The sequence below is a fragment of the Paraplanobispora siamensis genome (genome assembly GCF_016863175.1).
In the GTDB taxonomy this organism is placed as follows: Bacteria; Actinomycetota; Actinomycetes; order Streptosporangiales; family Streptosporangiaceae; genus Planobispora; species Planobispora siamensis.
Map to the genome: position 1 here is coordinate 118,268 of NZ_BOOJ01000055.1, position 24,287 is coordinate 142,554.

At 69.5% G+C, this 24,287-nt stretch carries 16 protein-coding genes and 2 pseudogenes; 10 read left to right on the forward strand and 8 right to left on the reverse strand.

Features of this window, described 5'->3' with window-relative positions:
• Positions 1-29: 29 nt before the first annotated feature.
• Both Psi01_RS31820 and Psi01_RS31825 read left to right on the forward strand, forming a co-directional pair.
• Positions 30-2,783 carry a cation-translocating P-type ATPase gene (locus Psi01_RS31820; RefSeq protein ID WP_204067826.1) on the forward strand — a complete coding sequence of 918 codons (2,754 nt, stop codon included), beginning with the start codon at positions 30-32 and terminating at the stop codon, positions 2,781-2,783.
• A 45-nt stretch (positions 2,784-2,828) separates the two neighbouring features.
• Positions 2,829-4,316 (forward strand): MFS transporter, encoded by a 1,488-nt coding sequence (locus Psi01_RS31825; RefSeq protein ID WP_204067827.1) that lies wholly within the window; start codon positions 2,829-2,831, stop codon positions 4,314-4,316.
• On the opposite strand, the gene Psi01_RS31830 is transcribed toward Psi01_RS31825, so the two are convergent.
• Positions 4,219-6,252: a glycoside hydrolase family 15 protein gene (locus Psi01_RS31830; RefSeq protein WP_204067828.1), complete on the reverse strand. Its 2,034-nt coding sequence runs from the start codon at positions 6,250-6,252 to the stop codon at positions 4,219-4,221. The genes Psi01_RS31825 and Psi01_RS31830 overlap by 98 nt on opposite strands.
• Before the next feature lie 144 nt (positions 6,253-6,396).
• Here Psi01_RS31830 and Psi01_RS31835 point away from each other — a divergent pair, with 144 nt between their 5' ends.
• The 3 genes from Psi01_RS31835 (at position 6,397) to Psi01_RS31845 (ending at position 12,668) form a co-directional block, all read left to right on the forward strand.
• Positions 6,397-8,193, forward strand: coding sequence for a flavin-containing monooxygenase (locus Psi01_RS31835; RefSeq protein ID WP_204067829.1), 1,797 nt, complete (start codon positions 6,397-6,399; stop codon positions 8,191-8,193).
• Positions 8,194-8,456: 263 nt separating this feature from the next.
• A complete protein-coding gene (locus tag Psi01_RS31840; RefSeq protein WP_204067830.1) occupies positions 8,457-9,545 on the forward strand; it encodes an endo-1,4-beta-xylanase in 1,089 nt (362 codons plus the stop codon).
• Between the two features lie 546 nt (positions 9,546-10,091).
• Positions 10,092-12,668, forward strand: a complete 2,577-nt coding sequence (locus Psi01_RS31845; protein WP_204067831.1) for a LuxR C-terminal-related transcriptional regulator — start codon at positions 10,092-10,094, stop codon at positions 12,666-12,668.
• Between the two features lie 3 nt (positions 12,669-12,671).
• Here Psi01_RS31845 and Psi01_RS31850 read toward each other — a convergent pair whose 3' ends face one another.
• Complete coding sequence (locus Psi01_RS31850; protein WP_204067832.1) at positions 12,672-13,688, reverse strand: DUF6777 domain-containing protein; 1,017 nt, start codon at positions 13,686-13,688, stop codon at positions 12,672-12,674.
• 245 nt (positions 13,689-13,933) lie between these two features.
• A complete protein-coding gene (locus tag Psi01_RS31855) occupies positions 13,934-14,725 on the reverse strand; it encodes a hypothetical protein (RefSeq protein WP_204067833.1) in 792 nt (263 codons plus the stop codon).
• 600 nt (positions 14,726-15,325) lie between these two features.
• Here Psi01_RS31855 and Psi01_RS31860 point away from each other — a divergent pair.
• The 5 genes from Psi01_RS31860 (at position 15,326) to Psi01_RS31885 (ending at position 18,903) form a co-directional block, all read left to right on the forward strand.
• Positions 15,326-15,868 carry a GNAT family N-acetyltransferase gene (locus Psi01_RS31860; RefSeq protein WP_204067834.1) on the forward strand — a complete coding sequence of 181 codons (543 nt, stop codon included), beginning with the start codon at positions 15,326-15,328 and terminating at the stop codon, positions 15,866-15,868.
• 72 nt (positions 15,869-15,940) lie between these two features.
• Complete coding sequence (locus tag Psi01_RS31870) at positions 15,941-16,438, forward strand: transposase family protein (protein WP_373872520.1); 498 nt, start codon at positions 15,941-15,943, stop codon at positions 16,436-16,438.
• 86 nt (positions 16,439-16,524) lie between these two features.
• Positions 16,525-17,478, forward strand: a complete 954-nt coding sequence (locus tag Psi01_RS31875) for an ABC transporter ATP-binding protein (protein ID WP_275424620.1) — start codon at positions 16,525-16,527, stop codon at positions 17,476-17,478.
• Complete coding sequence (locus Psi01_RS31880) at positions 17,475-18,272, forward strand: DUF2705 family protein (protein WP_204067836.1); 798 nt, start codon at positions 17,475-17,477, stop codon at positions 18,270-18,272. Before Psi01_RS31875 ends, Psi01_RS31880 begins: the two co-directional genes overlap by 4 nt.
• A 34-nt stretch (positions 18,273-18,306) precedes the next feature.
• Entirely contained in the window at positions 18,307-18,903 is a 597-nt protein-coding gene (locus Psi01_RS31885) for a TetR/AcrR family transcriptional regulator (protein ID WP_204067837.1), read from the forward strand.
• 177 nt (positions 18,904-19,080) lie between these two features.
• Here the strand turns inward: Psi01_RS31885 and Psi01_RS44770 are convergent.
• From Psi01_RS44770 to Psi01_RS31905, 5 genes and pseudogenes are all read right to left on the reverse strand, one after another.
• Positions 19,081-19,254: pseudogene (locus Psi01_RS44770) on the reverse strand (hypothetical protein); the annotation flags it as partial.
• Between the two features lie 25 nt (positions 19,255-19,279).
• A pseudogene (locus Psi01_RS31890) lies at positions 19,280-19,762 on the reverse strand (reverse transcriptase domain-containing protein); the annotation flags it as partial.
• A 913-nt stretch (positions 19,763-20,675) separates the two neighbouring features.
• Positions 20,676-21,644, reverse strand: coding sequence for an ankyrin repeat domain-containing protein (locus Psi01_RS31895; protein WP_204067839.1), 969 nt, complete (start codon positions 21,642-21,644; stop codon positions 20,676-20,678).
• A gap of 330 nt (positions 21,645-21,974) precedes the next feature.
• Positions 21,975-23,555, reverse strand: a complete 1,581-nt coding sequence (locus Psi01_RS31900; protein ID WP_204067840.1) for a cellulase family glycosylhydrolase — start codon at positions 23,553-23,555, stop codon at positions 21,975-21,977.
• 273 nt (positions 23,556-23,828) lie between these two features.
• Positions 23,829-24,167 (reverse strand): DUF3040 domain-containing protein, encoded by a 339-nt coding sequence (locus tag Psi01_RS31905; RefSeq protein WP_239128164.1) that lies wholly within the window; start codon positions 24,165-24,167, stop codon positions 23,829-23,831.
• Positions 24,168-24,287 lie beyond the last annotated feature (120 nt).

Consider the following 24,287-nt stretch of genomic DNA (forward strand, 5'->3'; position numbering starts at 1 on the left):
TCGCGACCAGTGGTGAATGGGAGGAACCGATGACACCGTCCTCAGCGGGTCAGGGGCTGGACGTTCCGGCACCGGCCGACTTCTCCGCAGTTCCGGTTCCCGAGGCGCTGAAGGCCATGAACGTCGAACCGGGCCGGGGACTCAGCGCCGACGAGGTCGGCGTGCGCACGCAGCGCTACGGTCCCAACAAGTTCGCCGAGGCGAAACCGGAGCCGGCTTGGCGCGCCTTCCTGCGCCAGTACGCGGACCCCATGCAGATCGTCCTGCTGGTGGCAGGCGTCATCAGCCTCTACCCGCTCAAGCAGTACGGCACGGGCATCGTGCTTCTCGCACTGACCCTGTTCAACGCCTTCCTCGGCCTGCGGCAGGAGGGCAAGGCGGCGGCGGCCGTCTCCGCGCTGCAGAAGATGATGATCGTCAAGGCGAAGGTCCGGCGGGACGGCGCCCTGACGGAGGTCCCCGCCGAGCAGCTCGTCCCCGGGGACATCGTCTCCGTCGAGGCCGGTGACCTGGTCCCGGCGGACGGGCGCATCATCCGGGGCGCGACCCTGGAGATCGACGAGTCCGCGCTCACCGGGGAGAGCACGCCCGTCCCCAAGGACGCGAACGCGCTGCTGTCGCCCGGCGCCGACCTCGGCGACCGGATCACCATGGCGTTCATGAACACCAACGTCACCCGGGGTTCCGGCGAGCTCGTGGTGACCGCCACCGGCATGGCGACCGAGGTGGGCCACATCTCCGGCATGCTGCAGGCCGAGGAGGAGACCGAGACCCCGCTGACCCGGCAGCTGGCCAAGCTGACCAACCAGATCCTGGTGATCTCGGGCTTCGCCCTCGTCCTGTCCATGCTGCTGAACCTGGCGCGCGGCAACACCTTCGCGCAGGTCTTCACCGCCTCGATCGCCTTCGCCGTCTCGGCGATCCCCACCGGCCTGCCCGCCGTGGTGACGACCATCCTGTCGATGGGCACGCAGATGCTGGCCAAGGCCAACGCCATCGTCAAGCGGCTGCGCTCCACCGAGACCCTCGGCTGCACCTCGGCGATCAACTCGGACAAGACCGGGACCCTGACGCTGAACCAGATGACCGCGGTCGAGATGACGCTGCCCGGCCGCAGGTACACGATCTCGGGGTCGGGCTACTCGACGGACGGCACGATCAAGCGGGTCGCCGGGCAGCCGGACGTCCCGCTCGAACAGTTCCTGCTGCCGATGGCCCTGGCCGCCGACGCCGAGGTCGAGGACGGCGCCCTCGTCGGCGATCCGACGGAGGGCGCGCTGGTCGTGCTGGCCGAGAAGGGCGGCCTGGACTCGCGGGCCACCCGCCAGCAGTATCCGCGCGTCGCGGAGGTGCCCTTCGACGCGGCCTACAAGCTCATGGCGACCTTCCACCGGATGCCCGACGAGCGCGGCGTCGAGGTGATCCGCTGCCTGGTGAAGGGCGCGCCGGACCAGCTGCTCGCCAGGGCGGACTCGGTCCTCGACCCGGGGCTGGGCCCCGTCCCCGCCAGTGAGGACTTCCGGGCGCGCTATCTGGCCGAGAACCAGCGGCTGGCCGAGCAGGGCCTGCGGGTGATGGCCACCGCCCGCAGAGACTTCGACCCCGACGGGTTCGACCCCGAGGCGGACCTGCTCTCCCTGGTGAACGGGCTGACCCTGCTGACGCTCGTCGGCATCGTCGATCCTCCCCGGCCGCAGGCCAAGGCCGCGATCGCCAGGGCCCGCGAGGCCGGCATCGAGGTCCGAATGATCACCGGCGACCACGCGGTGACCGCGGAGGCCATCGCGAACAAGCTGGGCATCCCCGGGCGCGCGATCACGGGCGCCACCTTCGCCGAGATGGACGACGAGACCGCCCTGCGCGAGATCGACGGCGTCGGCGTCATCGCCAGGGTCGCCCCGGAGCACAAGGTCCGCCTCGTCGACATCCTGCGCAAGAAGGGCCACGTCGTGGCGATGACCGGTGACGGGGTGAACGACGCCCCGGCGCTCAAGCGGGCCGACATCGGCATCGCGATGGGCATCACCGGCACCGAGGTCTCCAAGGAGGCCGCGACCATGATCCTCACCGACGACGACTTCTCCACGATCGTCAGGGCGGTCGAGATGGGCCGCGGCCTGTACGACAACCTGAAGAAGTACATCAAGTTCCAGATCGGGACGCTGATCGGCTTCGTCGTCACCTTCCTCGGCGCCAGCATCTTCAACGTCGTCGGCGGCGTGCCGTTCCTCCCCCTGCAGACGCTCTGGATCAACTTCACCGTGCAGGTCTCCCAGGCCATCGGCCTCGGCTACGGGGCGCCCGCGCCCGACCTCATGCGGCGCCGGCCGCGCCGGGCCGACGAGCAGATCCTCGACCGCCGCCTGTTCGTCTGGCTGGGTGTGGCGGGATTCGTGCTGGGGGTGTGCACGCTCGGCGTCGTCTGGTGGGCCGACCGGACGTACGACGACCAGCTCGCCAGGACCATGGGAGTGACCACGTTCTCGCTGTTCAACGTGTTCTTCTCGATGACCGTGAAGGATGAGAAGCGGTCGATCTTCAGCCGCGGCGACCAGCCCGACCGGCCCTTCCTCATCGCCTGCGGCGTGTCGGCGGCGGCGATCATCCTGGCCGGCGGGTTCGACTTCTTCCACCGGCTGCTGGGGACCGTGGACATGAGCCTGACCCAGTGGATCATCTGCATCGTGGTGGGCGCCCTCATCATCCCGGTCTCGGAGGTGTACAAGGCCATCCTGCGACGGCGTGAGCGCACCGCGCCCGCGACGGCGGTGAGCGTGTCATGAGCCGGGTGAGCATGTCATGAGCCGGGTGAGCATGTCATGAGCCATGTGAACAGTACGGCTGCCGCCGCGCGGTCGATGGTCCTGCCTCTGGCGCTGGCGCAGTTCATCGCCAGCTACGCCGCGACGAACATGAACGTCGCCATCACCGCCATCGCCAAGGACATCGGCACGACGGTGACCGGCATCCAGACGACGATCACGCTGTTCACCCTGACGATGGCCTCCCTGATGATCGTCGGCAGCAAGATGACCGGCATCCTGGGACGCAAGGCCTGCTTCAGGATCGGACTGCTGGTGTACGGGGCGGGCGCCGTCCTGGCCGCGGTCGCCCAGGGGCTGGGCCTGATGATCGTCGGCTACTCGCTGCTCGAGGGCATCGGGTCGGCCCTGATGATCCCGCCCATCTACATCCTGATCACCGTGGCCTTCGACGACGTCACCACGCGCGCCAAGTACTTCGGCGTCGTCAGCGGGGCGGCGGGTCTGGGCGCGGCGGCCGGCCCGCTCATCGGCGGCCTCATCACCAGCACGATCAGCTGGCGCGCCTCCTTCATCGCGCAGGCCCTGGTCGTCGCCTGGATCATCTTCCTCTCCCGGAAGATCGTCGATCCCCAGCCGGTGGAGAAGGGGTCCCGGCCGCACTTCGACCTGACCGGCGCGATCCTCTCGGCCGCCGGGCTGTTCTTCGTGGTGTTCGGCATCCTGCTGTCGGGGACCTACGGCTGGGGCACCGCCAACCAGGACTTCGCGATCGGCGGCACCGTACTGATCCCGCAGGGCGGGATCTCCCCGGTGTGGCCGTCCCTCGCCATCGGCGCGCTGGTCCTGCTCTGGTTCTTCCTGCACATCAGGTCGAGGGAGAGAGCGGGCAGGGAACCCCTGATGTCCCCGGGCCTGTTCCGCAGCCGGACCTCCAACCTCGGGCTGGTGACGCAGAACATCCAGTGGCTCACCATGCAGGGGTCGTTCTTCGTCATCTCCGTCTTCCTGCAGCAGGTCTGGGGCTACAACGCCATCCAGACCGGCCTCATGCTCACTCCCGCCACCCTCGGCGTCCTGGCGGCCTCGGCCGCCGCCGAGAGGTTCGCGCGCAGGCACTCGCAACGGTGGCTGATCCGGGTGGGGTTCGTGTTCATGTCCACCGGCATGGTGCTCCTGCTGCTGCTGGCGCGGGACGGCGGTTCGATCATCAGCTTCGTTCCCGGGCTGCTGCTGATGGGGCTCGGGATCGGGACCATGCTGACCTCGTCGGTGAACGTCGTGCAGTCGGCCTTCCCGGAGGATGAACAGGAGGACATCTCCGGCCTGTCGCGCAGCGTGTCGAACCTGGGATCGTCGCTGGGCGTCGCGCTCGCCGGCTCGGTCATCGCGGCGGTCGAGTATCCGGGAGGGCGGCCGTTCGCGACCGCCCTGATCATCCTCGTGGTGGTCACGCTCATCGGTCTCGTCGCGGCGCTGTTCCTTCCTCGCGAGCAGACGCAGGAGACCGCGCAGGAAGCACCGTCGGAGCCGTCCGAACCGCCGGCCCGTTGAAGCCGACGCTGAAGCCCCCGTCGGAGCCCTCGTCGAAGCCGGCCGCGGCACCGGGCACGGTGCCGCGGTCGAGCTGGTGGTCGAGGTTCATGGCCGCGGTGATGAGGGCCAGGTGGCTGAAGGCCTGCGGGAAGTTGCCCAGTTGCTCCCCGGTGGGCCCGATCTCCTCGGAGTACAGGCCGATGTGGTTGCTGTAGGTCAGCATCTTCTCGAACGTCAGGCGCGCCTCGTCGAGCCGGCCGGAGCGGGCCAGGGCGTCGACGTACCAGAACGTGCACATCGAGAACGTGCCCTCCGAGCCGCGCAGCCCGTCCGGCGAGGCCATCGGGTCGTAGCGGTACACGAGGCTGTCGGAGACCAGCACCTCGTCCATGGCGCGCAGGGTGGACTGCCACATCGGGTCGCCCGGCGCGATGAAGCCCACCAGGGGCATGTACAGGATCGAGGCGTCGAGCACGTCACCCTCGTAGTACTGCACGAACGCCGACATCTTCGCGTTCCAGCCCCGGTCCATGACCTGCTGGTAGATCTCGTCCCGCGCGCTCGTCCAGCGGGCCAGGTCGGCCGGGCGGGCGCGGGTCCGCGCGATGCGGATGGCCCGGTCGAGGGCGACCCACGACATGAACCGGCCGTAGACGAAGTCCTGGTGCCCGCCGCGGGTCTCCCACAGTCCGGCGTCGCGCTGGTCCCAGTGCTTGCAGAGCCAGTCGACGGTGTCGCGCAGGTGGCGCCAGCCGTTGTGGCCGATCGGGATCCCGTGCTGGTCGGCGAGGTAGATCGAGTCCAGCGCCTCACCGTAGATGTCGAGCTGGAGCTGGGTGGCGGCGCCGTTGCCGATGCGCACCGGCCGTGACCCGCGATAGCCCTCCAGGTGGCCGAGCGTCTCCTCGCTCAGGTCGGACGAGCCGTCGATCCGGTACATGATCTGCAGCGGTGACGACCGCTCGCTCCCCTCCTGGATCCGCTGACCCAGCCACCGCAGGTAGGCCTCCGCCTCGCGGTCGAAGCCGAGCCCGAGCAGCGCGTAGACGGAGAAGGACGCGTCGCGCACCCAGGTGAAGCGGTAGTCCCAGTTGCGCTCGCCCCCCACCTGCTCGGGCAGGCCCGTCGTGGCGGCCGCGATCAGCGCGCCGGTGGGGGCGTAGGTCATGAGCTTGAGCGTCATGGCCGCCCTCTCCACCATGTCGCGCCAGCGTCCCCGGTAGCGGGACTGCCGCAGCCAGCCGCGCCAGAAGTCGCGGGTGTCCTCGAGCATCGCCAGAACCGCGTCCCGCGACCACCGCTCCGGCGGGCCGGAGGGCGAGGTCTCGAAGATCAGCGCACCGCTCTGCCCGGCCGCGCCGGAGATGACGGCGCGGACGCCGCCCCGCCCGTGGCGCCGGATCTCGGCCTCGGCCTCGCGGCCCGGTGCGGTCCCGGCCTCGCGGCCCGGTGCGGTCCCGGCCTCCCTGCCCGGCATGCGGACGAAGGAGAGGTTGGCGGCGAACCCCCCGCCGCGGAACGCCACCCCGTCGTCGGTGATCTCGGTACGGTGCTCCCCGCGCGCGTAGTCGAAGGCGGGCACGCACTCGATGACGAAGCGCATCTCCCCGCGGACCACCCGCACCACCCGGACCAGGAGGTGGCGCTCGGTCGCCGTGGAACCGGCGACCGGCATGAAGTCGATCACCTCTCCGACCCCCTCCGGGGTCATGAAGCGCGTGATGAGGACGGCGGTGCCGGGCAGGTAGAGCTGCCGCGTGACGTAGTCCTTGACATCCGGAGTGATACGGAAATATCCGCCTTTACCGTGATCAAGCAGGGAGGCGAACACGCTCGGCGAGTCGAAGCGCGGACTGCAGAACCAGTCGACGGTCCCGTCCGCGGCCACCAGCGCCGCCGTCTGCAGGTCACCGACGATCCCATGGTCCTCGATGGCCGGGTACGCACCACTCATCTCCGTCACCTCACGTCACTCGGCGCGCCGTACGGGCGATGGCAGTATCGGAACCCCCGCCCCGCACAGGGATCACCCGTGAGGTGTGAGGGCGGCCGCAGGAGGCCCGGGGACAAGCGAACAATATTCTGGTATTGCTGGGTAATGGACGCCGGCACCCGCATCGACAAAGAGGCCCTGCGCCGCAAGTACCGGCAGGAGCGCGACAAGCGGCTCCGCCCCGACGGGAACGACCAGTACATCCGGCTGACCGGCCGGTTCGCGCACTACCTCGACGACCCCTACACCCCGGTGACCCCTCGCGAGCCGAAGACCGACCACGTCACGTTCGCCTTCATCGGCGGCGGCTTCGCCGGCCTCGTCACCGGCGCGCGGCTGAAGGAGGCCGGCGTCGACGACGTCCGCATCATCGACAAGGGCGGCGACTTCGGCGGCACCTGGTACTGGAACCGCTATCCGGGCGCGCAGTGCGACACGGCGTCGTTCGTGTACATGCCGCTCCTGGAGGAGACCGGCCACATGCCGACGGAGAAGTACGCGCACGCGCCCGAGATCCTCGACCACTGCCGGCGCATCGGCAAGCACTACGACCTGTACGGCGACGCGCTCTTCCACACCGAGGTCCGGGACCTCGAATGGGACGCGGCGCGATCCCGCTGGATCGTCCGTACCGACCGGGGCGACGAGTTCACCGCGAGCTTCGTCGGCATGGGCGTCGGCCCGCTGCACGTGCCGAAGCTGCCGGGCATCCCGGGGATCGAGTCGTTCGGCGGGCACTGCTTCCACACCAGCCGGTGGGACTACGGCTACACCGGCGGCGACCCCTCCGGGGCGCCGATGGACCGGCTCGCCGGCAAGCGGGTGGCCGTCATCGGCACCGGGGCGACGGCCGTGCAGTGCGTGCCCCATCTGGCGCGGGCGTGCGGGGAACTGTACGTCTTCCAGCGCACGCCGTCCTCGGTCGACGTGCGCGGCAACCGGCCGACCGACCCCGAGTGGTTCGCCGGGATCGCGACGCCGGGCTGGCAGGAGCGCTGGCTGGAGAACTTCACGGCCAACCAGACGGGTGCCATGCCCGAGGAGGACCTGGTGAAGGACGGCTGGACCGACATCGCCCGGCGGGTCCGCTCCAAGATCATGGCGTTGCCGCCCGAGGACTTCGTCCCGGAGAAGATGCTGGAGGCCTTCGAGGACGCCGACTTCGAGAAGATGGAGGAGATCCGCGCGCGCGTCGACGCGGTCGTCGAGGATCCCGAGACCGCCCGGAACCTCAAGGCCTGGTACCGCCAGCTGTGCAAGCGCCCCTGCTTCCACGACGAGTATCTGCAGTCCTTCAACCTCCCCGGCACGCACCTGGTCGACACCGACGGCAGGGGTGTGGAGCGGATCACCGAGCGCGGGGTCGTCGCCGGCGGCCGGGAGTACGAGGTCGACTGCATCGTCTACGCCTCCGGCTTCGAGGTCGGCACCGAGTTCACCCGGCGGGCCGGCTACGACATGACCGGGCGCGACGGCGTCAGGCTCTCCGCGTACTGGGCCGAGGGCATGCGCACCCTGCACGGCGTCCACGTGCACGGCTTCCCGAACGCCTTCCTGGTGCAGCCGACGCAGGGCGCGAACCTCATCTCCAACATCCCGCACAACCTCACCGAGGCGGGCAGGACGATCGCCGTGATCGTCGAGCACGCCCTGCGCAACGGATTCCGCGAGGTCGAGGCCACCGAGCAGGCCGAGAACGCCTGGGTCGACCTCCTGCTGTCGGGCCGGGGGATGATGCTGGGCTCACCGGACTGCACGCCGGGCTACTACAACAACGAGGGCCGCGACCCCGGGCCGCGGGGACGGCTCAACGTCGGCCATCCGCAGGGGGCGCTGGCCTTCTTCCGGCACATCGACCGGTGGCGCCGCTCCGGCGCCTTCGAGGGGCTCGACTTCCGCTGACGCGTGTGGCGGCGGACGTCCCGCCGCCACACGAGGAGATCTGCGGCGTGGGGTGGGCGCCTTCTTCCGCATGCTGCGACTTCTTCGGCGTGCCGTACGTCAGCGCCGAGTAACCGAAAACTTTCGGACCGTTGACGCGTGGCTCCTTTACATCTACGTTTCATGACGCGAAACATCTCGGAAATCACTCGAAAGTTTCAAAGCCCCTATCGGGGCTCCATCGGGGAACCCACGACCGCCTTCGAGACCACGAGTGAGGCAGCATGAAACGTCTCCTGCCGGTACTGGCCGCCGCCGCGTTCGCACTGGCCGCACCCCTTCCGGCACCCGCGCTGGCCGACCCCCTGCCGCCGGACGCGTCCCGGGCCGCACACGGCGGCAGGACCCCGGACAACCTGCGCGAGCTGGCCCGCAAGCTGGGAGTGCGGATGGGCTCGGCCGTCAACGCCACCGCCCTGGCCGAGGAGGCCGACTACCGCCGGGTGCTCAACCGCGAGTTCGACCACGTCACCGCCGAGAACGCGATGAAGTGGGAGTCGGTGGAGCCCCAGCGCGGCGTCTACGCCTGGGAGGACGCCGACGCGGTGGTCCGCAACGCCCTGCGCAACCGGCAGCAGGTGCGCGGGCACACCCTGGTCTGGCACAACCAGATCCCGGCCTGGCTCACCGAGGGCGTCGCCGACGGCAGCATCGACGCCGCGGAGCTGCGCAAGATCCTGCGCGACCACATCATGACCGAGGTCGGCCGCTACCGCGGCAAGATCCGCGCCTGGGACGTGGTCAACGAGGTGGTGGACGACGACGGCAACCTGCGCCAGAGCATCTGGCTGACCCACCTCGGCCCCGGCTACATCGCCGACGCCTTCCGCTGGGCGCACCAGGCCGACCCGCGGGCCAAGCTCTACATCAACGACTACAACCTCGAGTGGAACACCAACAAGATCAACACCACGCTGGGCATCGTCAAGGACCTCAAGGCCCAGCGGGTGCCGATCCACGGCATCGGCTTCCAGGGACACCTGGGCATCCAGTACGACTACCCGGGCGACTTCGCCGACATCATGCGCCAGTTCACCGACCTCGGCCTGGAGGCCGCGATCACCGAGGCCGACGTGCGCATGGTGCTGCCGGTGACCCCGGAGAAGCTGGCCACCCAGGCCGACTACTACAAGCGGATGCTCTCCACCTGCGCCGCCAACAAGCGCTGCGCCGAGTTCACGGTCTGGGGTTACACCGACCGCCACTCCTGGGTCCCCGACTGGTTCGAGGGTGAGGGCGCGGCCTGCATCATGGACGAGAACCTGACCCCCAAGCCCGCCTACCACGCCCTGCTCACCGTCCGCAGGGGATGAAAGGCTCCCGCGTGCCCTCCCAAGCCGCCCAGGGAGGGCACGCGGGCCCACCGCACCCGAGCGGCGCATGGCAGGGCGGGTGATGCCCACCCATGAGGCACGTCCTCGGTGGGCCGGGTGTCGCCCACCCCAGCTGCGCCGTACGACAGCCTCGCCCGCCCGCGACACCAGAACGCCTGCGGCGAAGGCTGGGTGAGGAGCGCGCCGGGAGACTGCCGACGGCACCTCCCGCGGGACCGCCCTGAAGGTCAGGAGCGATGCCGAGGGCACCTCCACCGGTCCCCGGATGATCGACGGGCGTCAACGCTGAGGCCGTCCTCAACGCATGACTTACAGATGATCATCCGTATCGCCCGGCGTCCGGCGGCCTTGACCGCAGCTCCGCCCAGCGCCTGTGCCACACACCCGGCGCCCGATGGCGTCGATGAGCGATCGACGGCGGTGCCCCTGCGGGCGCCGCCGTTTTCGCGTTGTACGGGAGAGAATTACGCGGTACCCGGCTCCGGCGCCTGCCGTACGATCGGCGCAGGACCATGGGAGGCGCCTGTGGATAGGTGGCCCTTTGCAGGCCGGGAGGCCGAGCGGGAGCAGGTGGCGGCGGCGCTACTGGGTCGCAGCGTACTGATCTCAGGTCCGGCGGGCGTGGGCAAGAGCCGTCTGGCCTCGGAGGTGGCGGCGGCGTTCACCGGCAGGGGAGAAGTGGTGCGCGTCGGTGCGACGCGGGCCGCCCAGACGATCCCGCTGGGGGTGTTCGCCCCGTTCCTGCCCCGTGGTGAGGCGGGTTCGAACCTGCTGGGGTGGGCGGGCGAGGCGATCCTCTCACTCGATCCGGTGCTGCTGGTGGTGGATGACGCCCACCTGCTGGACGCCGCCTCGGCCGTCCTGGTGCACCAGCTGGCGGGAGATCTGCGGGTGCTCGCCACGGTACGGACGGACCGGGACTGTCCGGACCCGGTCACGGCACTGTGGAAGGACGACCTCGCCGACCGGTTCGATCTGGCTCCGCTGGCCCGCGACAAGGTCACGGAAGTGCTGGTGGCGGCGCTCGGCGGCCCCGTCGAGCCCGCCACCGCCGACCGGCTGTACACCCTCACCCAGGGCAACCCCCTGCTGCTGCGCGAGCTGGTGACCGCGGCCCGGGACGGGAGCGCGCTGGCGCCGGCCCACGGCGGCGTGTGGCGGTTGTGTGGTGAGGTGCCGTACGTTCCCCGTCTCATCGAGCTCATCGAGCGGCGTATGGGCCGGCTCGGCGACGACGAGACGGCCGTGATGGAATTCGTCGCACTCGGGGAGCCGCTCGACGTGGCCGTTCTGACCACGCTCACCGGCCGCGAGACGGTCGAGCGGGTGGAGGCCCGCGGCCTGATCCGCGTCGCCGCCGACGGGCGCCGCACCGTGGTGCGGCTCGCGCACCCGTTGTACGGCGATGCGGTACGAGCCCGCCTGCCGGGTCTGCGCAGTCGGCGCAGGCACCGTGACCTGGCCGAATCGATCGAGACGCTGGGCGCGCGGCGACGGGAGGACGTGCTCCGGATCGCCCAGTGGCGGCTGGAGAGCGGCGTCGTCCCCGACCCCGCCCCGCTGGTGCGGGCCTGCCGTCTGGCCTGGGCCGCGCACGACTATTCACTGGCCATACGGCTGGCCCGGGCGTCCTTCGAGCACGGCGGCGGGATCGACTCGGCGATCATGCTGGGCACGCTGTTCAACTACGCGGGCCGGCCGGCCGAGGCGGAGGCCGTCCTCGCCCGGGTGTGGGAGCATCCCTGCGACGAGCGGCAGCGCACCGAGCTGGCGTTGACCCGCGCGTGGAGCCTGGGACTGGGACTGGGACGGATCGAGGAGGCTGTGGGGCTGCTGTCGCGCATCCGGGACGAGGTCACCGAGGTCAAGCACCGGCAGGACCTCACCCTTCTGATGCTGATCAACATGAGCAACGACAGCAGCCCGCGGGAGATACTGACCCTCGTCGAAGCCCTGCTGGCCGAGCCGCCCGCCACGGCGGCCATATCGGCCCAGGCGCTCAACACCCGCGCCGCGGCTCTGGGGTTGTGCGGGCGATATCGCGAGGCGCTGGCCGAAGCCCGTCGAGCGCTCGCGAACGTCGGTGACTGGCTTGAGATCGTGCCCGTCATCGTGATGCCTCTGCACGGAAACTGGGCCATCTCCGCCATGTGCATGGGCGACCTCACGGAGATGGAGGCGGCCGCGGACAGCCTGGCCGGGATGCTGGAGGGACAGCGAGAGTTCCCCCAGGCCGTCCACGCCCTGGTGTTCTACCGGGCCATGGCGGCCCGGCTGCGCGGCAGGCCGGTGGAGGCGGCGCAGTTGCTGCGCGACAGCGGCCCGGGGGCACTCGGCGGCGCGACGGGCATGTGCCTGCTGGAGTACGCCCAGGCGCTCGCCCTGTCCGGCGACGTGCACGGGGCGCGGCAGGCTTTGGAACAGGCCCGCACCACCCGGACCCGTTTCTTCCTGACTGAACGGATGTTGCTCGCCGTCACAGAACCGTGGGTCAGCGCGGCGTCCGGCGAGCTGACCAGGGCCGTCGAGCTGGCCGTGGCCGCTGCGGCGGCGGCACATGAGGCGGGCGCCGTGGCGTTCGAGACGGTCGCACTGCACGACCTCGTCAGGCTCGGTGCTCCCGGACGAGCCGTGGACCGGCTGGCAGAGCTGGCCGAGCTTCAGGACGGTGACCTCGCACAGGTCTTCGCGGCCCATGCCCTGGCCGCGGCGCGGGGGGACGGTCCCGGCCTGGACGCGGTGACCTCCGACTTCGAACGGCTCGGGTTCCTGCCGTACGCGGTCGAGAGCGCCGCTCAGGCGGCCGAAGCCTTCCGGCGGGCGGGCCGCGCGGCCTCGGCCCGCAGGGCCTCGGCCCGGGCGGGAGCACTCGCGTCACGGTGCGAGGAGTTCCGTACCCCCGCCCTGGCCCGCCTGACCGTGCCCGAGCTCACCCGCCGGCAAGAGGAGGTCGCCCGGCTCGCCGCGACGGGCCTGACCAACAGGGACATCGCTGAGCGGCTGGTGCTCTCGGTCCGTACGGTACAGAACCACCTGCAGGATGTGTTCAACAAGCTCGGTGTCTCCCGCAGGACCGATCTCGGCCCGCTGCTGGGCGAGTAGCGCTCAGCCGTCCGTTCTCGCCAGGGTCTCGCAACGCAGCTGATCGAGGTCCAGGCATATCGTGAGCGTGTCGTGACCGGTCAGCCGCCAGGTGGCCGGAACCTCGGAGAGTTCGCCGCAGTTCGTCATGTCCACGGCGGTGACGGAGCCGGTGTAGTCGGGACCGGCGCCCCGCATCGACCATGTTCTGCGGCCCGCGCGCAGGACGCAGCCGGGCCCGAGCTGAAGATCGCTCGCGAGCACGCCGATGAAGGCGCCGGCATCGCCCGGCTCGACGCTTATCAGCGACGAGATCGGGCCGGACGATCTCCACGTGCCGACGATCGACGGCGCAGCCGGGGAAGCAGGATCCGCCGGTCGCTGGTCGCCGGGCGGGATCGACGGAGCGGGCAACCGGACATCCCGGGCGTTGGCGCCCGCAGGACGGCCGATGCCCCGGCCGTTGTCGATGTCGATGAGGTGGAATCTGCGGACGCGCCGCGTCGTGTCCGGCCTGACGATGGTGACCCTCCGCGGGGAGAAGGTTCGCCTCCACTCGGCGTCCCCGATGATGTCGGGGCTGATATCGGCCGGATCCCGGATGTCGGGGGCGGCCAGCGGGTTCCCGCAGTTGCACTTGACGACCGGCTGACCCCGGTCGTCGACCAGGACTTCGATTCCGGCTTCGAGCAGGGCTTCGAACACCGTCTTGGCGCCGTTCCTGAAGCCGTGGTTCTTCACCAGCGTGTCGTTGCGCAGCAGCACCGGTGTCAGCTTCTTGACGTAGGCGGGGATGTCCCGGACACCGATACCCCGCACCTCCGCCCATACCCGGGCTTTCTGCGCGTTCTTTCCGTCCATCAGAAACTTGACCAGCGAGGCCTTGTCGCAGGTCTTCTTCCGCAGGCTCCCGCCGTAGAGGCCCGGGAGGTCACCGGCCCGGACCCCGCCGTCGGGCACGGGCTGCACATGGCTCCGGTCTGTGCCGAAAGGCGTGCTGGAGAACGGATCCGGGCCCAGCGCGTCGACCGCCAGCGCCACTATCTCGGCTTTCTTCCCGCATCCGGCGGCGGTCGGAACAATCAGCAGAAGGGCACCGGCCAGAGCCGCGACACGGCGGCGTCCGGTGATGTGCCCACAGCCGTGCGGTGAACGAGACCCCGTGCGGAAAGCGAGGGCGGTGGGCTCTGTCACGACCGTCGGCACGGTGGCCGGGCGTTCGCCCGAGCCGGTTCTGACGGATCTCACATGACCTCCTTGGTCGGCCCCTGTGCAGCGGGGATCGGTCAGAACACCGGGCAGCCGATGGACAGCGGCAGCCGGGGGGACCAGCGTCCGGAGACCACGTCGCGGGCCCGGGCGTAGGCGTTGTTCGGCCGGTCGGCCCGTGAGCAGTCGAACAGGCCGGTTCTCACGCCCCACGCGCCGCCCGCGTGTCCGGGCTGGGGACGGGCGGTGACGGTGCCGCTCCACGCTAGACGGCCGAAGTTGTAGCGGATGTAGAGGCGGACTTCGCCGAAGTTGTAGTGATCCCCGTTGAGCTTGATCCGGGGAATGTCGTCGGTGGAGACGCCGGTGCCGGTGCCGTCGCCGTTGTCACGGGGAGGGATGGTGTAATTCGTCTTCCACAGACGGGCGGCCACCTTACGGTCGGCGGCAAGCGCGTTGTCCCGGGCGGCCCGGGCACGGGTGGCCGTGGTGACGCAGACGTGATCACCGCGGACGGCCTCCCGCCAGACGTACGGCACCATGCAGGTGTCGGGATCGAACGGGTCACCGCCCGGGGCACGGCGTGACACGGCCGCCCGATTGTCGGCACGGGTCTGGGACCGGACCGCCGGAGTGACGCAGACGCGGTCGGTCGGCGTCGCCTCCCGCCACACGTAACCCTGCCGGCACGTGTCCGGCCCGAAGTCGTCGGCCGAGGCCGTGCCGACGGTGGCCGCCGTCGCGGTGGCGGTGATGGCGGTGACCGCGCCGAGGCTGAGCAGGAGACGTGAGCTCCGGCGCGCGTTGCATTCCCGTCCAGCCGCGGGTTCCGTGACCGGCCGCCGCCACAGCTCGCGAAAAGCGCGCATTCCGGCGGGAATCCATGGTGTTCTCCGCTGAGTCATTGTTCGATCCTCTCTGGTGTGTGGACATGGATACTGTCCTGCACGGCGAGATGATCGGCCTGAGTAATGCGTTGCTCAGATTTCCCGGTCGCGCATCTCTCTCGAAGCCTCTTGAAGGCCCGGTCGAGCTGAGGCGGCCACCGGTCGGCGCCGCACGTTCCGGCCCACCTGGAGGCGAGCGGCCCTCGGGCGGGAAGATGAGTAGTTTGCTACTCAGACTCCGCCTGCCACGGCGATGTTCGCTAGGAACCGTCCAGCTCTCCTCGCAGAGAGACCGCATCAGCGAAAGGGCGGGCTAAATGGATGATCCAAATTCTGACGCCCTGCTTCAGGCGCTTCTTTCTCTCCTGTCAGCGGCCCCGCCAACATAATCGTATTGATCGTTTTGTGCGCCGCCCTGATATTGATAGGTGGAAGCGGCATGGAAGACTGAGGCTTTTTCAACCTGGAGCATTTTCCAACTTGATGGCGCAGGTCATCGCTTTTACGCGCCGGGACGAATTGGCATGAAAGGGTATCGCGGCGAAGTCGAGCTGCGGGTACGCTCGCGCAATCATGGTCGTCATGCCAGGGTTCATCGATCCAACGGCCGGGTTGCGGAAGTCGTTTCTAGCAGCGGTGGCCGAGTTTCGGGCCGACCGTGACTACCCGGTTCCTTGGTTCGTCGACGACGTCGATCCGCGAGCTCTGACAGACGCATGGGGCTTCGAGACATACGTCGCGCGTGTGCTCGGCGAGCGGACCCAAACGGGCGTACGCAGCGGTTTCGTGCCGATGACCACGCTGTGGTGGGTCGACGGCGAGCAATTCCTGGGCAGACTGGCCATCCGTCATCGGCTCACCCCGGCGTTGATGGAGATCGGTGGTCATATCGGTTATGACGTGCGCCCCAGCGCACGTCGTCAGGGGCACGCGACGGCGATGCTCGCGGCGGCGCTGCCGATCGCGCGATCGTTGCACATCAGTCGGGCGCTGGTGATGTGTGACCGGACGAATACCGCTTCCCAGCGGGTTATCGAAGCCAACGGTGGCGAGCTTCTCGACATCACCACGCAGAAGCGTCGCTATTGGATGCCCACGACGGAAAGGGGCACCAGCCCCAGGTAGCAGCCGGGCGTGAGGCGTAGCTGCACTGCCGGCGCCGGTGAGGGCGTCGACCAGGCCGACCGCCTCGCGCACATAACGCCAGGCGGTGGTGGTGCCGATGGCCAACCCGCCGCTCAGGCGAGCGCAGATGTCGCCGATGACAAGCCCTTCTACTCCGGCAAGCATCACCGCCACGGCGTGAACGTCCGGGTCCTGGCCGACCCGACAGGTCGACTGGCATGGGCCTCGCCCGCGCTACCCGATGCCATTCACGACCCGCCCGCCGCCCGCACCGTCGGCGTGATCGGCGCCCTCACCGTAGCCGGGATCAAGACCTTCGCGGACAAGGGCTGTCAGGGTGCCGGCGGCACGATCCGCACGCCGTTCAAACGGCATCCCCACCGCCCGCGCCTGTCACGCCACCACAAGTCGGTCAACCGCGCTCACGCCCGCATCCGTGCCATCGGTGAACGCGCCGTGGCCACCCTCACGGCCTGGAAGATCCTGTCCCGCTTGCGCTGTTGTCCGCATCGAGCCGCCAAGATCGTGCAGGCCGTCCTCGTCCTTCAAGCTGCTGAAGACAGTCGCTGATCAAGATGGAAAAGGCTCCTTGTTTGACAGTGGGAACCTCTGCTCACCACTATGTGAGTGAGCGCTCACACGCTTTGGAGGGAATGATGAGTGTGATCAAGACGGCTGGGCTCACACGGCATTTCGGGGAGGTAACGGCTCTGGAGGGGCTGACGTTGGAGTTGCCACGAGCTGGGGTGATCGGCCTGGTGGGCCCGAACGGGTCGGGCAAGTCGACTCTCATCCGCATGCTCCTCGGCCTGATCGCGCCGACGTCGGGAACGGCGGAGGTGCTGGATGAGCCGATCAGCGCGCCGGGACGCTATCTGGACCGGGTCGGGGCCCTGGTGGAGAACCCGGCGTTCGTGCCGGGCCTGTCTGCGAGGACGAACCTCATGTCACTGGCCAGGCTGCGGGGACTGCCGGCGTCCCGAGTGGAGGAGGTGCTCCAGGTCGTCGACCTGATCGGGCGGGACGCCGAACCCGTCAAGCGGTTCTCTCTGGGGATGAAGCAGCGCCTGGGCATCGCCGCAGCCCTGCTGCCCGATCCGGAACTGCTGATCCTGGACGAGCCCACCAACGGCCTCGATCCCTCGGGCATCGTCGAGATCCGCGGACTGCTGGCAGACCTGGCAAGGGCGGGCCGGACCGTGATCGTCTCCTCTCATCTCCTGGCCGAGATCGAGACGGTCTGCGATTTCCTGGTCGTCATCCGCTTCGGCCACCTGATCTACTGCGGCCCCGTCACCGATCTGCTCACCCGTGCGAGACAGCGGATCGAGATCGCGGCGGAACACGCGCGGGACACCGCGGCGCTGCTCGCACTGCTGGCCGCCGACGGCTGGCAGGTCGAGCACACGCCCGAGGGCCGGCTCAGCGTCGCCGCGGACGAACATCAGGGCGCCGACCTCAACCGATGCGCCGCCCGCGGCGGCATCACCCTCAAGTCGATGACCCCCGTGCGCGGCAGCCTGGAGGAGATCTTCCTGGAGATGACCGGCACCGGCGACCAGGACCTCACGGGAGCCCGCGCCGCGGCTGCGGAACGGAAGGTGTCATGATCAACGCAGTGCGCAGCGAGCTTCTGCGGACCCGCCGCAAGGGCGTCATCCTCGGCTGGTTCGGTCTGACGATCCTGTTCACCATCATGATCAACATGGTGATGGCGCAGGTCGTCGGCTCCTCTGAGACTCCGCCGGACGGCGGTCCGGGGGTGACTTTCCCGACGCTCGGCCAGTGGCAGGCCGCCGACGGCATCACGGCGGGCCTGTCCTCGGCCGCCAGCATGTACGGAGTGGTCGCCCTGTCGTTCTGGGCGATCGTGACGGCCGGTGACTACAGCAGCGGCCTGATCCGGCTGACCGCCTCCGCCCAGCCCGACCGCGTCCGGTTGCTGCTCGGCAAGGTCGGCGCGCTGACCCTGTGGACGGCCGCCGTCGCAACGGTGGCGCTCGTCGTCAACCTGGGCGTCGCCCCCGCGGCGGCGCGGAGCGCGGACCTCGACGTCTCCGCCTGGGGCCAGGACGCCCTGCCGACCCTGGCCGGCGCATGGTTCAACCTGTTCGTCACCCTGTTCGTCTGGGGCGTCATCGGGCTGGTGCTGGCCCTGGTCACCCGCTCCGCGGCCATCTCCATCTCCGTCGGCGTCGGCTACGTCCTGGTCGTCGAGGCGGTCATCACCGCCGCCCTCGACACAATCGCCGACTGGACCCCCGGAGCCACCCTAAGCGCACTCGCCCACGGCGGCACCAGCAGCATCCCCTACGGCACGGCCCTGGCCCTCGGCGCCCTCTACACCCTTCTAGGCTTGAGCGTCGCGCTCACCGTGTTCAAACGCCGCGACATCACCGACTGACCACAGTGCCACGCACCTTGAAGGGGAACGTGCCATGGCTCCACGCGGCACCGCCACACGGACCAAACTCGTCGACGCCACCATCCGGCTCGTCGGCGAACTCGGCTACGCCAAGACCACCACACGCGCCATCGCCCAGGCAGCGGGCGTCGCCGAAGGCACCCTCTACCGGCACTTCCCCGACAAGGCCGCCCTCTTCGCCGAAGCGGTCCTGCAGCAGAACCGGCATGTCATCGACTGGATCGACAGCTTGCCCGCGCGCGCCGGCACCGCGACCGTCGCCGCCAACCTCACCCACTGCCTGACCCACCTCGCGGACCTGCGCGCCGACATCCTCCCCCTCGAACTGGCCATCCTCACCGACCCCGAACTGGCCCGCGTCGCGCCGCCCCCCGGCGCCCTGCCGGGCCCCCCGGGACGACTCGCCGAGTACCTGCGCGCCGAACAGGAGCTCGGACGCCTGCGAGCCGACGCCGATCCCAACCACTGCGCGGTCGTCCTGCTCGCCCTGCTGTTCGGCATGGCCATGAACCTCCCCATGGCACCCGATCAGGGCGCCGCCCCCTCCTTGCCGGGCATCACCGAAGCGGTCGACCTCATCCTCCAGGGCCTCGCACCTCGCCCGCGGTAAGACCGAAACCCATACCTCGGCCATCCCAGGCTCCATCATGGCCTTGTCCGCAGGCCAGGGGGCGAGGAAAACGAACGGCCGCTTGCCGTCAATGCCTCTGGATCGCACCAGCCGGTGATGAAAACCGAGGAAGTCGAAGCCCTCCCCACCCACCGCCAGGTGCACGATGCGGGTCTCGGCCGCCTTGGGCTCCAGCCCCAGCGCGGTCAGCAGTCCGGTCAGCCGGGTCAGCGCCCGCATCGCCTGGCTGCGTGACCAGCACATCACCACAAGATCGTCGGTATACCGGGTCAGCACTCCATCGGCTGTGCCCCATGCCCGGTCCAGCCGGTGCAGGTAGACATTGCACAAGACGGGTGAGATCCCCCTGCGGGGTCCCGGCGTCGGTGTCGCGCACCCGGCCGTTCTCCGTCACCCCGGCGCGCACGATCACACGCAGCAGCTTCAGGAGAGACTGATCACAGATGCGTTCCTCGATCGCTTGTATCAACTCATCGTGCGGAATCACCGAAAAGCAGTTGGCGATGTCCGGTTCGACCACCCACCGGCGACCCCGCCCGTGCTCGTCCATGAGCACCTGCAAGGCGTCGTGCGCTGAGCGTCTCGGCCGGGATCCGAACGAGCAGTCCAGCATGTCCGCCTTGAAGACCGGTTCGAACACGATCTTCACGGCGGCCTGCACGATCCGGTCCCGGACTGCGGGAATCGACAGCGGTCGCAGTTCGTCCTTCACCCCGGGCTTGGGGATCATGACCCGGCGCGGGCAGCGGACGATAGCACCCCTCTCGCAGTTCAGCGGCCAGCTCATCAAGCAGCCGGGCCAGCCCGTACTCCTCAACGTCGGCCACGGTGACCTCATCGATACCCGGTGCACCGTTGTTGTCGCGCACCAGCAGCCACGCGCGCGCCAGGACGTCTCTGCGGTAGGTCTTGTCCATCAACGCGTGGAATCGGCGTCCGGAGTCAGCCTTGGCCGCCCGGTAGAGCGTGTGCTGCAAGGCTCGGACCGGGTCTGCCAGAGAACGTCCGCCAGCGGCGGGGATAGCCGAAACGGCACTCACCGGGCCCCCTTCGACATCACTACGCATCGACGAAGCAGGGGCCCTTCCCTACCGCCGGTTGTGTTGTCCGGTCGGCTCAATCGGTACTACGGCCACCTCCCACGCCCACCCGGCCGGCTGTCCACTTCCCGAGGTCATCGGTTATAGGACGCCACGCTCCGGCGACACGACCTTTCCGCAGGTCACCGGGCCGGTGAGGGCCTCCCCAGTTCCCGCCGCCACTATCGATGCGTTCCGCGCCCTCTTGCGCCGGGGAGTCCTTGACGGCTGCGTCTTCAGGATCTTCCCCGCGTCCATGGCCTTCGCCCCGATTTCGAGAGGTTCGGCACTCCCTTGTCCCGCCCCGAGGGGCGGCTGAGTAACGACGCCGCAGGCTTCGCTTCATGCTACGGACCGCATCGTTGCTTCCCCTGGAAAGGGCCTTTGACGCTGGGCTTCGACCCCGCCCGTTTCCAGACGAAGCCGCCAGCCTGCTACCGGGCCTCCTGACAGCTACCCGGACCGGACTTCCACCGGCAAGCGACGACGAGCTTACGAACAACAAGATCCACCGCTATGTCACGGCTTCACCTCCTGCTCTGCTGGGCACACGGAAAAGCCTCACTGGTTGACGTTCCGCCGCGCGGCAGTCAAGTAAGGGGTCGTCAGCTCCACCGGGTCGGAGGGCCTGGCTCCAGAACAAGGACCGGGCCTTCTCGCCTTTGTCGCCGGTCAGCTCCACCAGTCCCGCTCGGGCAATCTGAGCCACATGTCAGGCCGGTCGGTGATCGACCGGGCGTCGGTCGGCCGCAGGCCCGCACCGGCGAAGCAGTAGGCGACGGCCTGGTAGTGGTAGAGGTAGGTGGTGAGGATCTCCTCGGCGGGCTCGTCGGCGGAGACTCTGCCACCGCCGGGGTGGGTGTCCCACTCCTCGATGCCGCCGTCGCGGGCGACGGCTCCCTGGTTGCCGCTCTTGGGGTTGGCGTACATCCCGTAGCAGGCAGTCCCGACCGACAGGCGCTCGATGACGCCGGGGTTGGATGCGGTGTATGCCCACGGCTGGAAGACGACGCATCCGCCGGGCACGTCTGTGACGCCGACGACGGCCAGACTGTCGTCCTCATCGTCCCAGGGGTCCTCAAGGAACTCTTCGACCTCGGCGTCATCGGCCGGTACGGCCTCCAGTCGCCGCGCTGCCTCGGCCGCGGTGATGCCGGCCACGCAGGCGAGGCTGAAGCCGTCGTGTTCCGAGCGCCCCACCGCGGTGATCAGGTGCCCGGCCCCGGCCACGGCGGCGGTCTCGGCGGCGGACAGGCCGGCCTCGCCGTCGGGAAGGGTGAACAGGTCAGGGGTGGGGGTGGCCAGGCTGAGCCGTCCGGGGGACCAGCCGTTCATCATCGGCCGCCACGGGTCGGCTCCGGCGGCGACCAGCGCGCGGGCGTTGTCGGGGCGGTTGTTGAAGACGGCTTCCCAGAGTGCGGTACGGCCTTCGTGCTCCGCGTCGATGTCGTCGACGCGCCGGGCCAGTTCCGCGACCACCTCGGGTGAACCGCACTCGGCCGCCGCGTGGAGCGGCCGCCCGTGGAAGAACACCCCTGAATTCGGGTCGGCGCCCGCATCGAGCCGGGCGCGGATCAGGTTGAGGTCCCTCCAGTGGTCCCAGCCGATACCGGACCATCCCGTTTCACCGTTGACGACCATGACACTCCTTGAGGGAACGTATGAGATATACGGCCGCCCATCATGGCGTACGGGACCGACAGATCCGGGCTGGGACCGCGGTCGTCACGGTGCTTGACGGCGCCGGACAGCGTCCGTTGATCGGAGGCGCTGCACCTCACGGGAGTGGCGTCGTGGGGCGGAGCCGGCCGTCGTACGGCGCAGCCCGGGTGGGCGACACCCGGCCCACCACGGACCCGCTCCACGGGCGGGCATCACCCGCCCAGCTCGCCCGAGGACGACGTCTCGCACAGCGGAACCGCCGCCCGGGTGCCCTCCGGAGCGCCGGGGAGGGCACCCGGGCGGAAGCCGTCAGCCGCCCGAGCAGGTGACCCCGGACGGCGTGCCCTGGGGGCCGTTGGCGGTGAAGCCGATGGCGACCGACTGACCGGCGGGCAGGTTCTTCGCCCAGTCCGGGCCCTTGGCCGTCCAGGTGGTCCCGTTCGTCGTGACGACGGCGTTCCAGGCGCTGGCGAGCGTCACGCCCGAGGGCATCGTCCAGGTGGCCGTCCAGTTGTTCAGCGCCGATCCCCCGGTGTTCTTGATCGTCAGCTCGCCCTGGAAGCCGCCCTGCCAGGAGTTGACGAGCTTGTACGACGAGGTGCACGAGGCGGGGTCCACCGTCGGGGTGACCGTGGGCGTCGCCGTCGGGTCGCCGCCCCCGCCGACCGGCGGGATCAGGTAGGGCTGGAGGATGTCCTGCTTGTCCTGGTTGATGGTGGTCCAGTCGTCCTTGGCGATGCCGCCGGTGTCCCCGGAGTTCGGGTTCCACGACCAGTAGGTGAAGGACATGCCGTTCACCCCGGTGCCGGTGTACTTCATCAGCTCCTGGAGCCAGATCTTGTCCACGGACGCCTGGAGGGTGGTGCCGAACTCGCCCATCATGATCGGGGCGATGTTCTCCTTGTGGAGGTAGCCCCAGTACCGGTCCCAGATCGCGGGCATGTTGGCCGGGTAGCTCGGGTCGTCGAACCACGACTGGCGGTAGACCGAGGTGGCGTACTCATGGGGCGAGTAGACCAGCCGGTTCGCCACGCTGAGCCGTACCGGGAACTCCTTGGCCTTGGAGAGGTTCCCGCCCCACCAGCCGCAGTCCTCGTCGTTGCTCGGGTCGTTGTCCCAGACGTTGGACAGGCCGCCGCTCGGGCAGCTCACGCCCTCCACGAAGATCAGCCAGTTCGGGTTCACCGAGAGGATCGCGTTGCCCGCCCGCTCTGCGGCCAGCCGCCAGTCCCGGGCCGTGTCGCCGCAGCCCCAGCAGGCGCCGGTGGCGTTGGGGTTGGTGCCCTCGGCGTGCGGTTCGTTGTGCAGGTCGGCGCCGATGACGGTGGTGTTGCCCGCGTACCGCTGGGCGAGCATCTTCCAGTCGTTGATCCATGTGCTCTCCGGCGTGGAGGCGACGTACCAGAGGGCCGACTGCCCGGCCGCGGTCGGGCGGTGCCGGTCCAGGATGACCCGCATGCCCTTCTTGCCGGCGTAGTCGATGACCAGGTCGAGGATCTGCAGCGGCGACTTGCCCACCAGGTCGGGGTTGACGAAGTCGTTGACGCCGCTGGCGGTCGCGCCCGGCTTCAGCGCGTCATTGGAGAACGGCACGCGCAGGGTGTTGTAGCCGAGCCTGGCCATCGTGTCGAGCTGGCTCTTCCAGGGGTTGTTCGACCACAGACCGTGGAAGGTCTTGTTGTCGGTCTCCATGCCGAACCAGTTGATGCCGGTCAGCCGGACGGTCGCGCCCGTACTGTCAACGATCTTGTTGCCGGAGGTGTGCAGATAGCCGGTTCCGGTGCCGGCCGCCGCCCCTGCAGGGGAGGAGCCGACCCCGGCCACCACGGCGGCGGCGGCCGCGACCGCCGCGAGCGCGGCCTGCCATCTGCGAACGCGCAGGACTTCCATGAAGACGCCCTTCGAACGGGAGCTGCTCGCGAGGTGAGGAACCTCGTGATCGAACGATGCGGCCGGCCGCGTCGTCATGGTTCGGTGCCCGCCCGGCGGAAGTCAACAGCTTCCGCGCCGGCCCGCCTCCCCGGACCGCCCGCGTCCCCTCCTAGCTCGGACGTCCGGCCCGGACGCCGGTCTCCCCAGGTGAAAGTTTCAGCGGCGCCGGGCCCTCGCCGTCCCTCACGCGGCTCCGCGCGACACCGTTCCCGGGGCGTTTCCCGCGCGTTCTCACGGCGGGCAGGAAGCCCACGCGGACGGGGCGGGGGTCGCCGCCGCCATCGGCGGGGCCGTCGGCCGGGACGGCTGCGGCCCGCACGCGGAAGCGGAGAGCGCCAGAGTGAGAAAAGCCGGGACCAGAGCCGCGGCCAGGGTGGCCACGATGACCCAGACGATCTCCTTGCGGCTGAGCCGGCAGGCGAACCTCCGGCCGTCCCGCTCGGGCCGGGCGGCGTTCCCGGGCTGGACGGCGTTCAGGAGATCGATACGGCGTGCGAAGGCTCGATCCTGGTGCTGGAGCATCCACTCGATCTCCGCCAGGATCTGGGCCTCCCTCCTCGACAGGCCCATACGGCATCGCTCCTTGCCCCCGGTCTCCCCCTCAGGTCTTCTCGGCGGGGTCGGCCGGGTCGATTTCGGATGGCGTCGCGGTGGTCAGGTACGGGTGCTTGAGGTCGAAGGCGGGCCGTT

What these genes read in the sequence shown, in the direction of transcription:
- Psi01_RS31820 (WP_204067826.1), top strand. Translation starts at nt 30, where the DNA reads ATGACACCGTCCTCAGCGGGTCAGGGGCTGGACGTTCCGGCACCGGCC.
- Psi01_RS31830 (WP_204067828.1), bottom strand. Translation starts at nt 6,252, where the DNA reads ATGAGTGGTGCGTACCCGGCCATCGAGGACCATGGGATCGTCGGTGAC.
- Psi01_RS31835 (WP_204067829.1), top strand. Translation starts at nt 6,397, where the DNA reads ATGGACGCCGGCACCCGCATCGACAAAGAGGCCCTGCGCCGCAAGTAC.
- Psi01_RS31840 (WP_204067830.1), top strand. Translation starts at nt 8,457, where the DNA reads ATGAAACGTCTCCTGCCGGTACTGGCCGCCGCCGCGTTCGCACTGGCC.
- Psi01_RS31855 (WP_204067833.1), bottom strand. Translation starts at nt 14,725, where the DNA reads ATGCGCGCTTTTCGCGAGCTGTGGCGGCGGCCGGTCACGGAACCCGCG.
- Psi01_RS31860 (WP_204067834.1), top strand. Translation starts at nt 15,326, where the DNA reads ATGCCAGGGTTCATCGATCCAACGGCCGGGTTGCGGAAGTCGTTTCTA.
- Psi01_RS31875 (WP_275424620.1), top strand. Translation starts at nt 16,525, where the DNA reads ATGAGTGTGATCAAGACGGCTGGGCTCACACGGCATTTCGGGGAGGTA.
- Psi01_RS31880 (WP_204067836.1), top strand. Translation starts at nt 17,475, where the DNA reads ATGATCAACGCAGTGCGCAGCGAGCTTCTGCGGACCCGCCGCAAGGGC.
- Psi01_RS31885 (WP_204067837.1), top strand. Translation starts at nt 18,307, where the DNA reads ATGGCTCCACGCGGCACCGCCACACGGACCAAACTCGTCGACGCCACC.
- Psi01_RS31895 (WP_204067839.1), bottom strand. Translation starts at nt 21,644, where the DNA reads ATGGTCGTCAACGGTGAAACGGGATGGTCCGGTATCGGCTGGGACCAC.
- Psi01_RS31900 (WP_204067840.1), bottom strand. Translation starts at nt 23,555, where the DNA reads ATGGAAGTCCTGCGCGTTCGCAGATGGCAGGCCGCGCTCGCGGCGGTC.
- Psi01_RS31905 (WP_239128164.1), bottom strand. Translation starts at nt 24,167, where the DNA reads ATGGGCCTGTCGAGGAGGGAGGCCCAGATCCTGGCGGAGATCGAGTGG.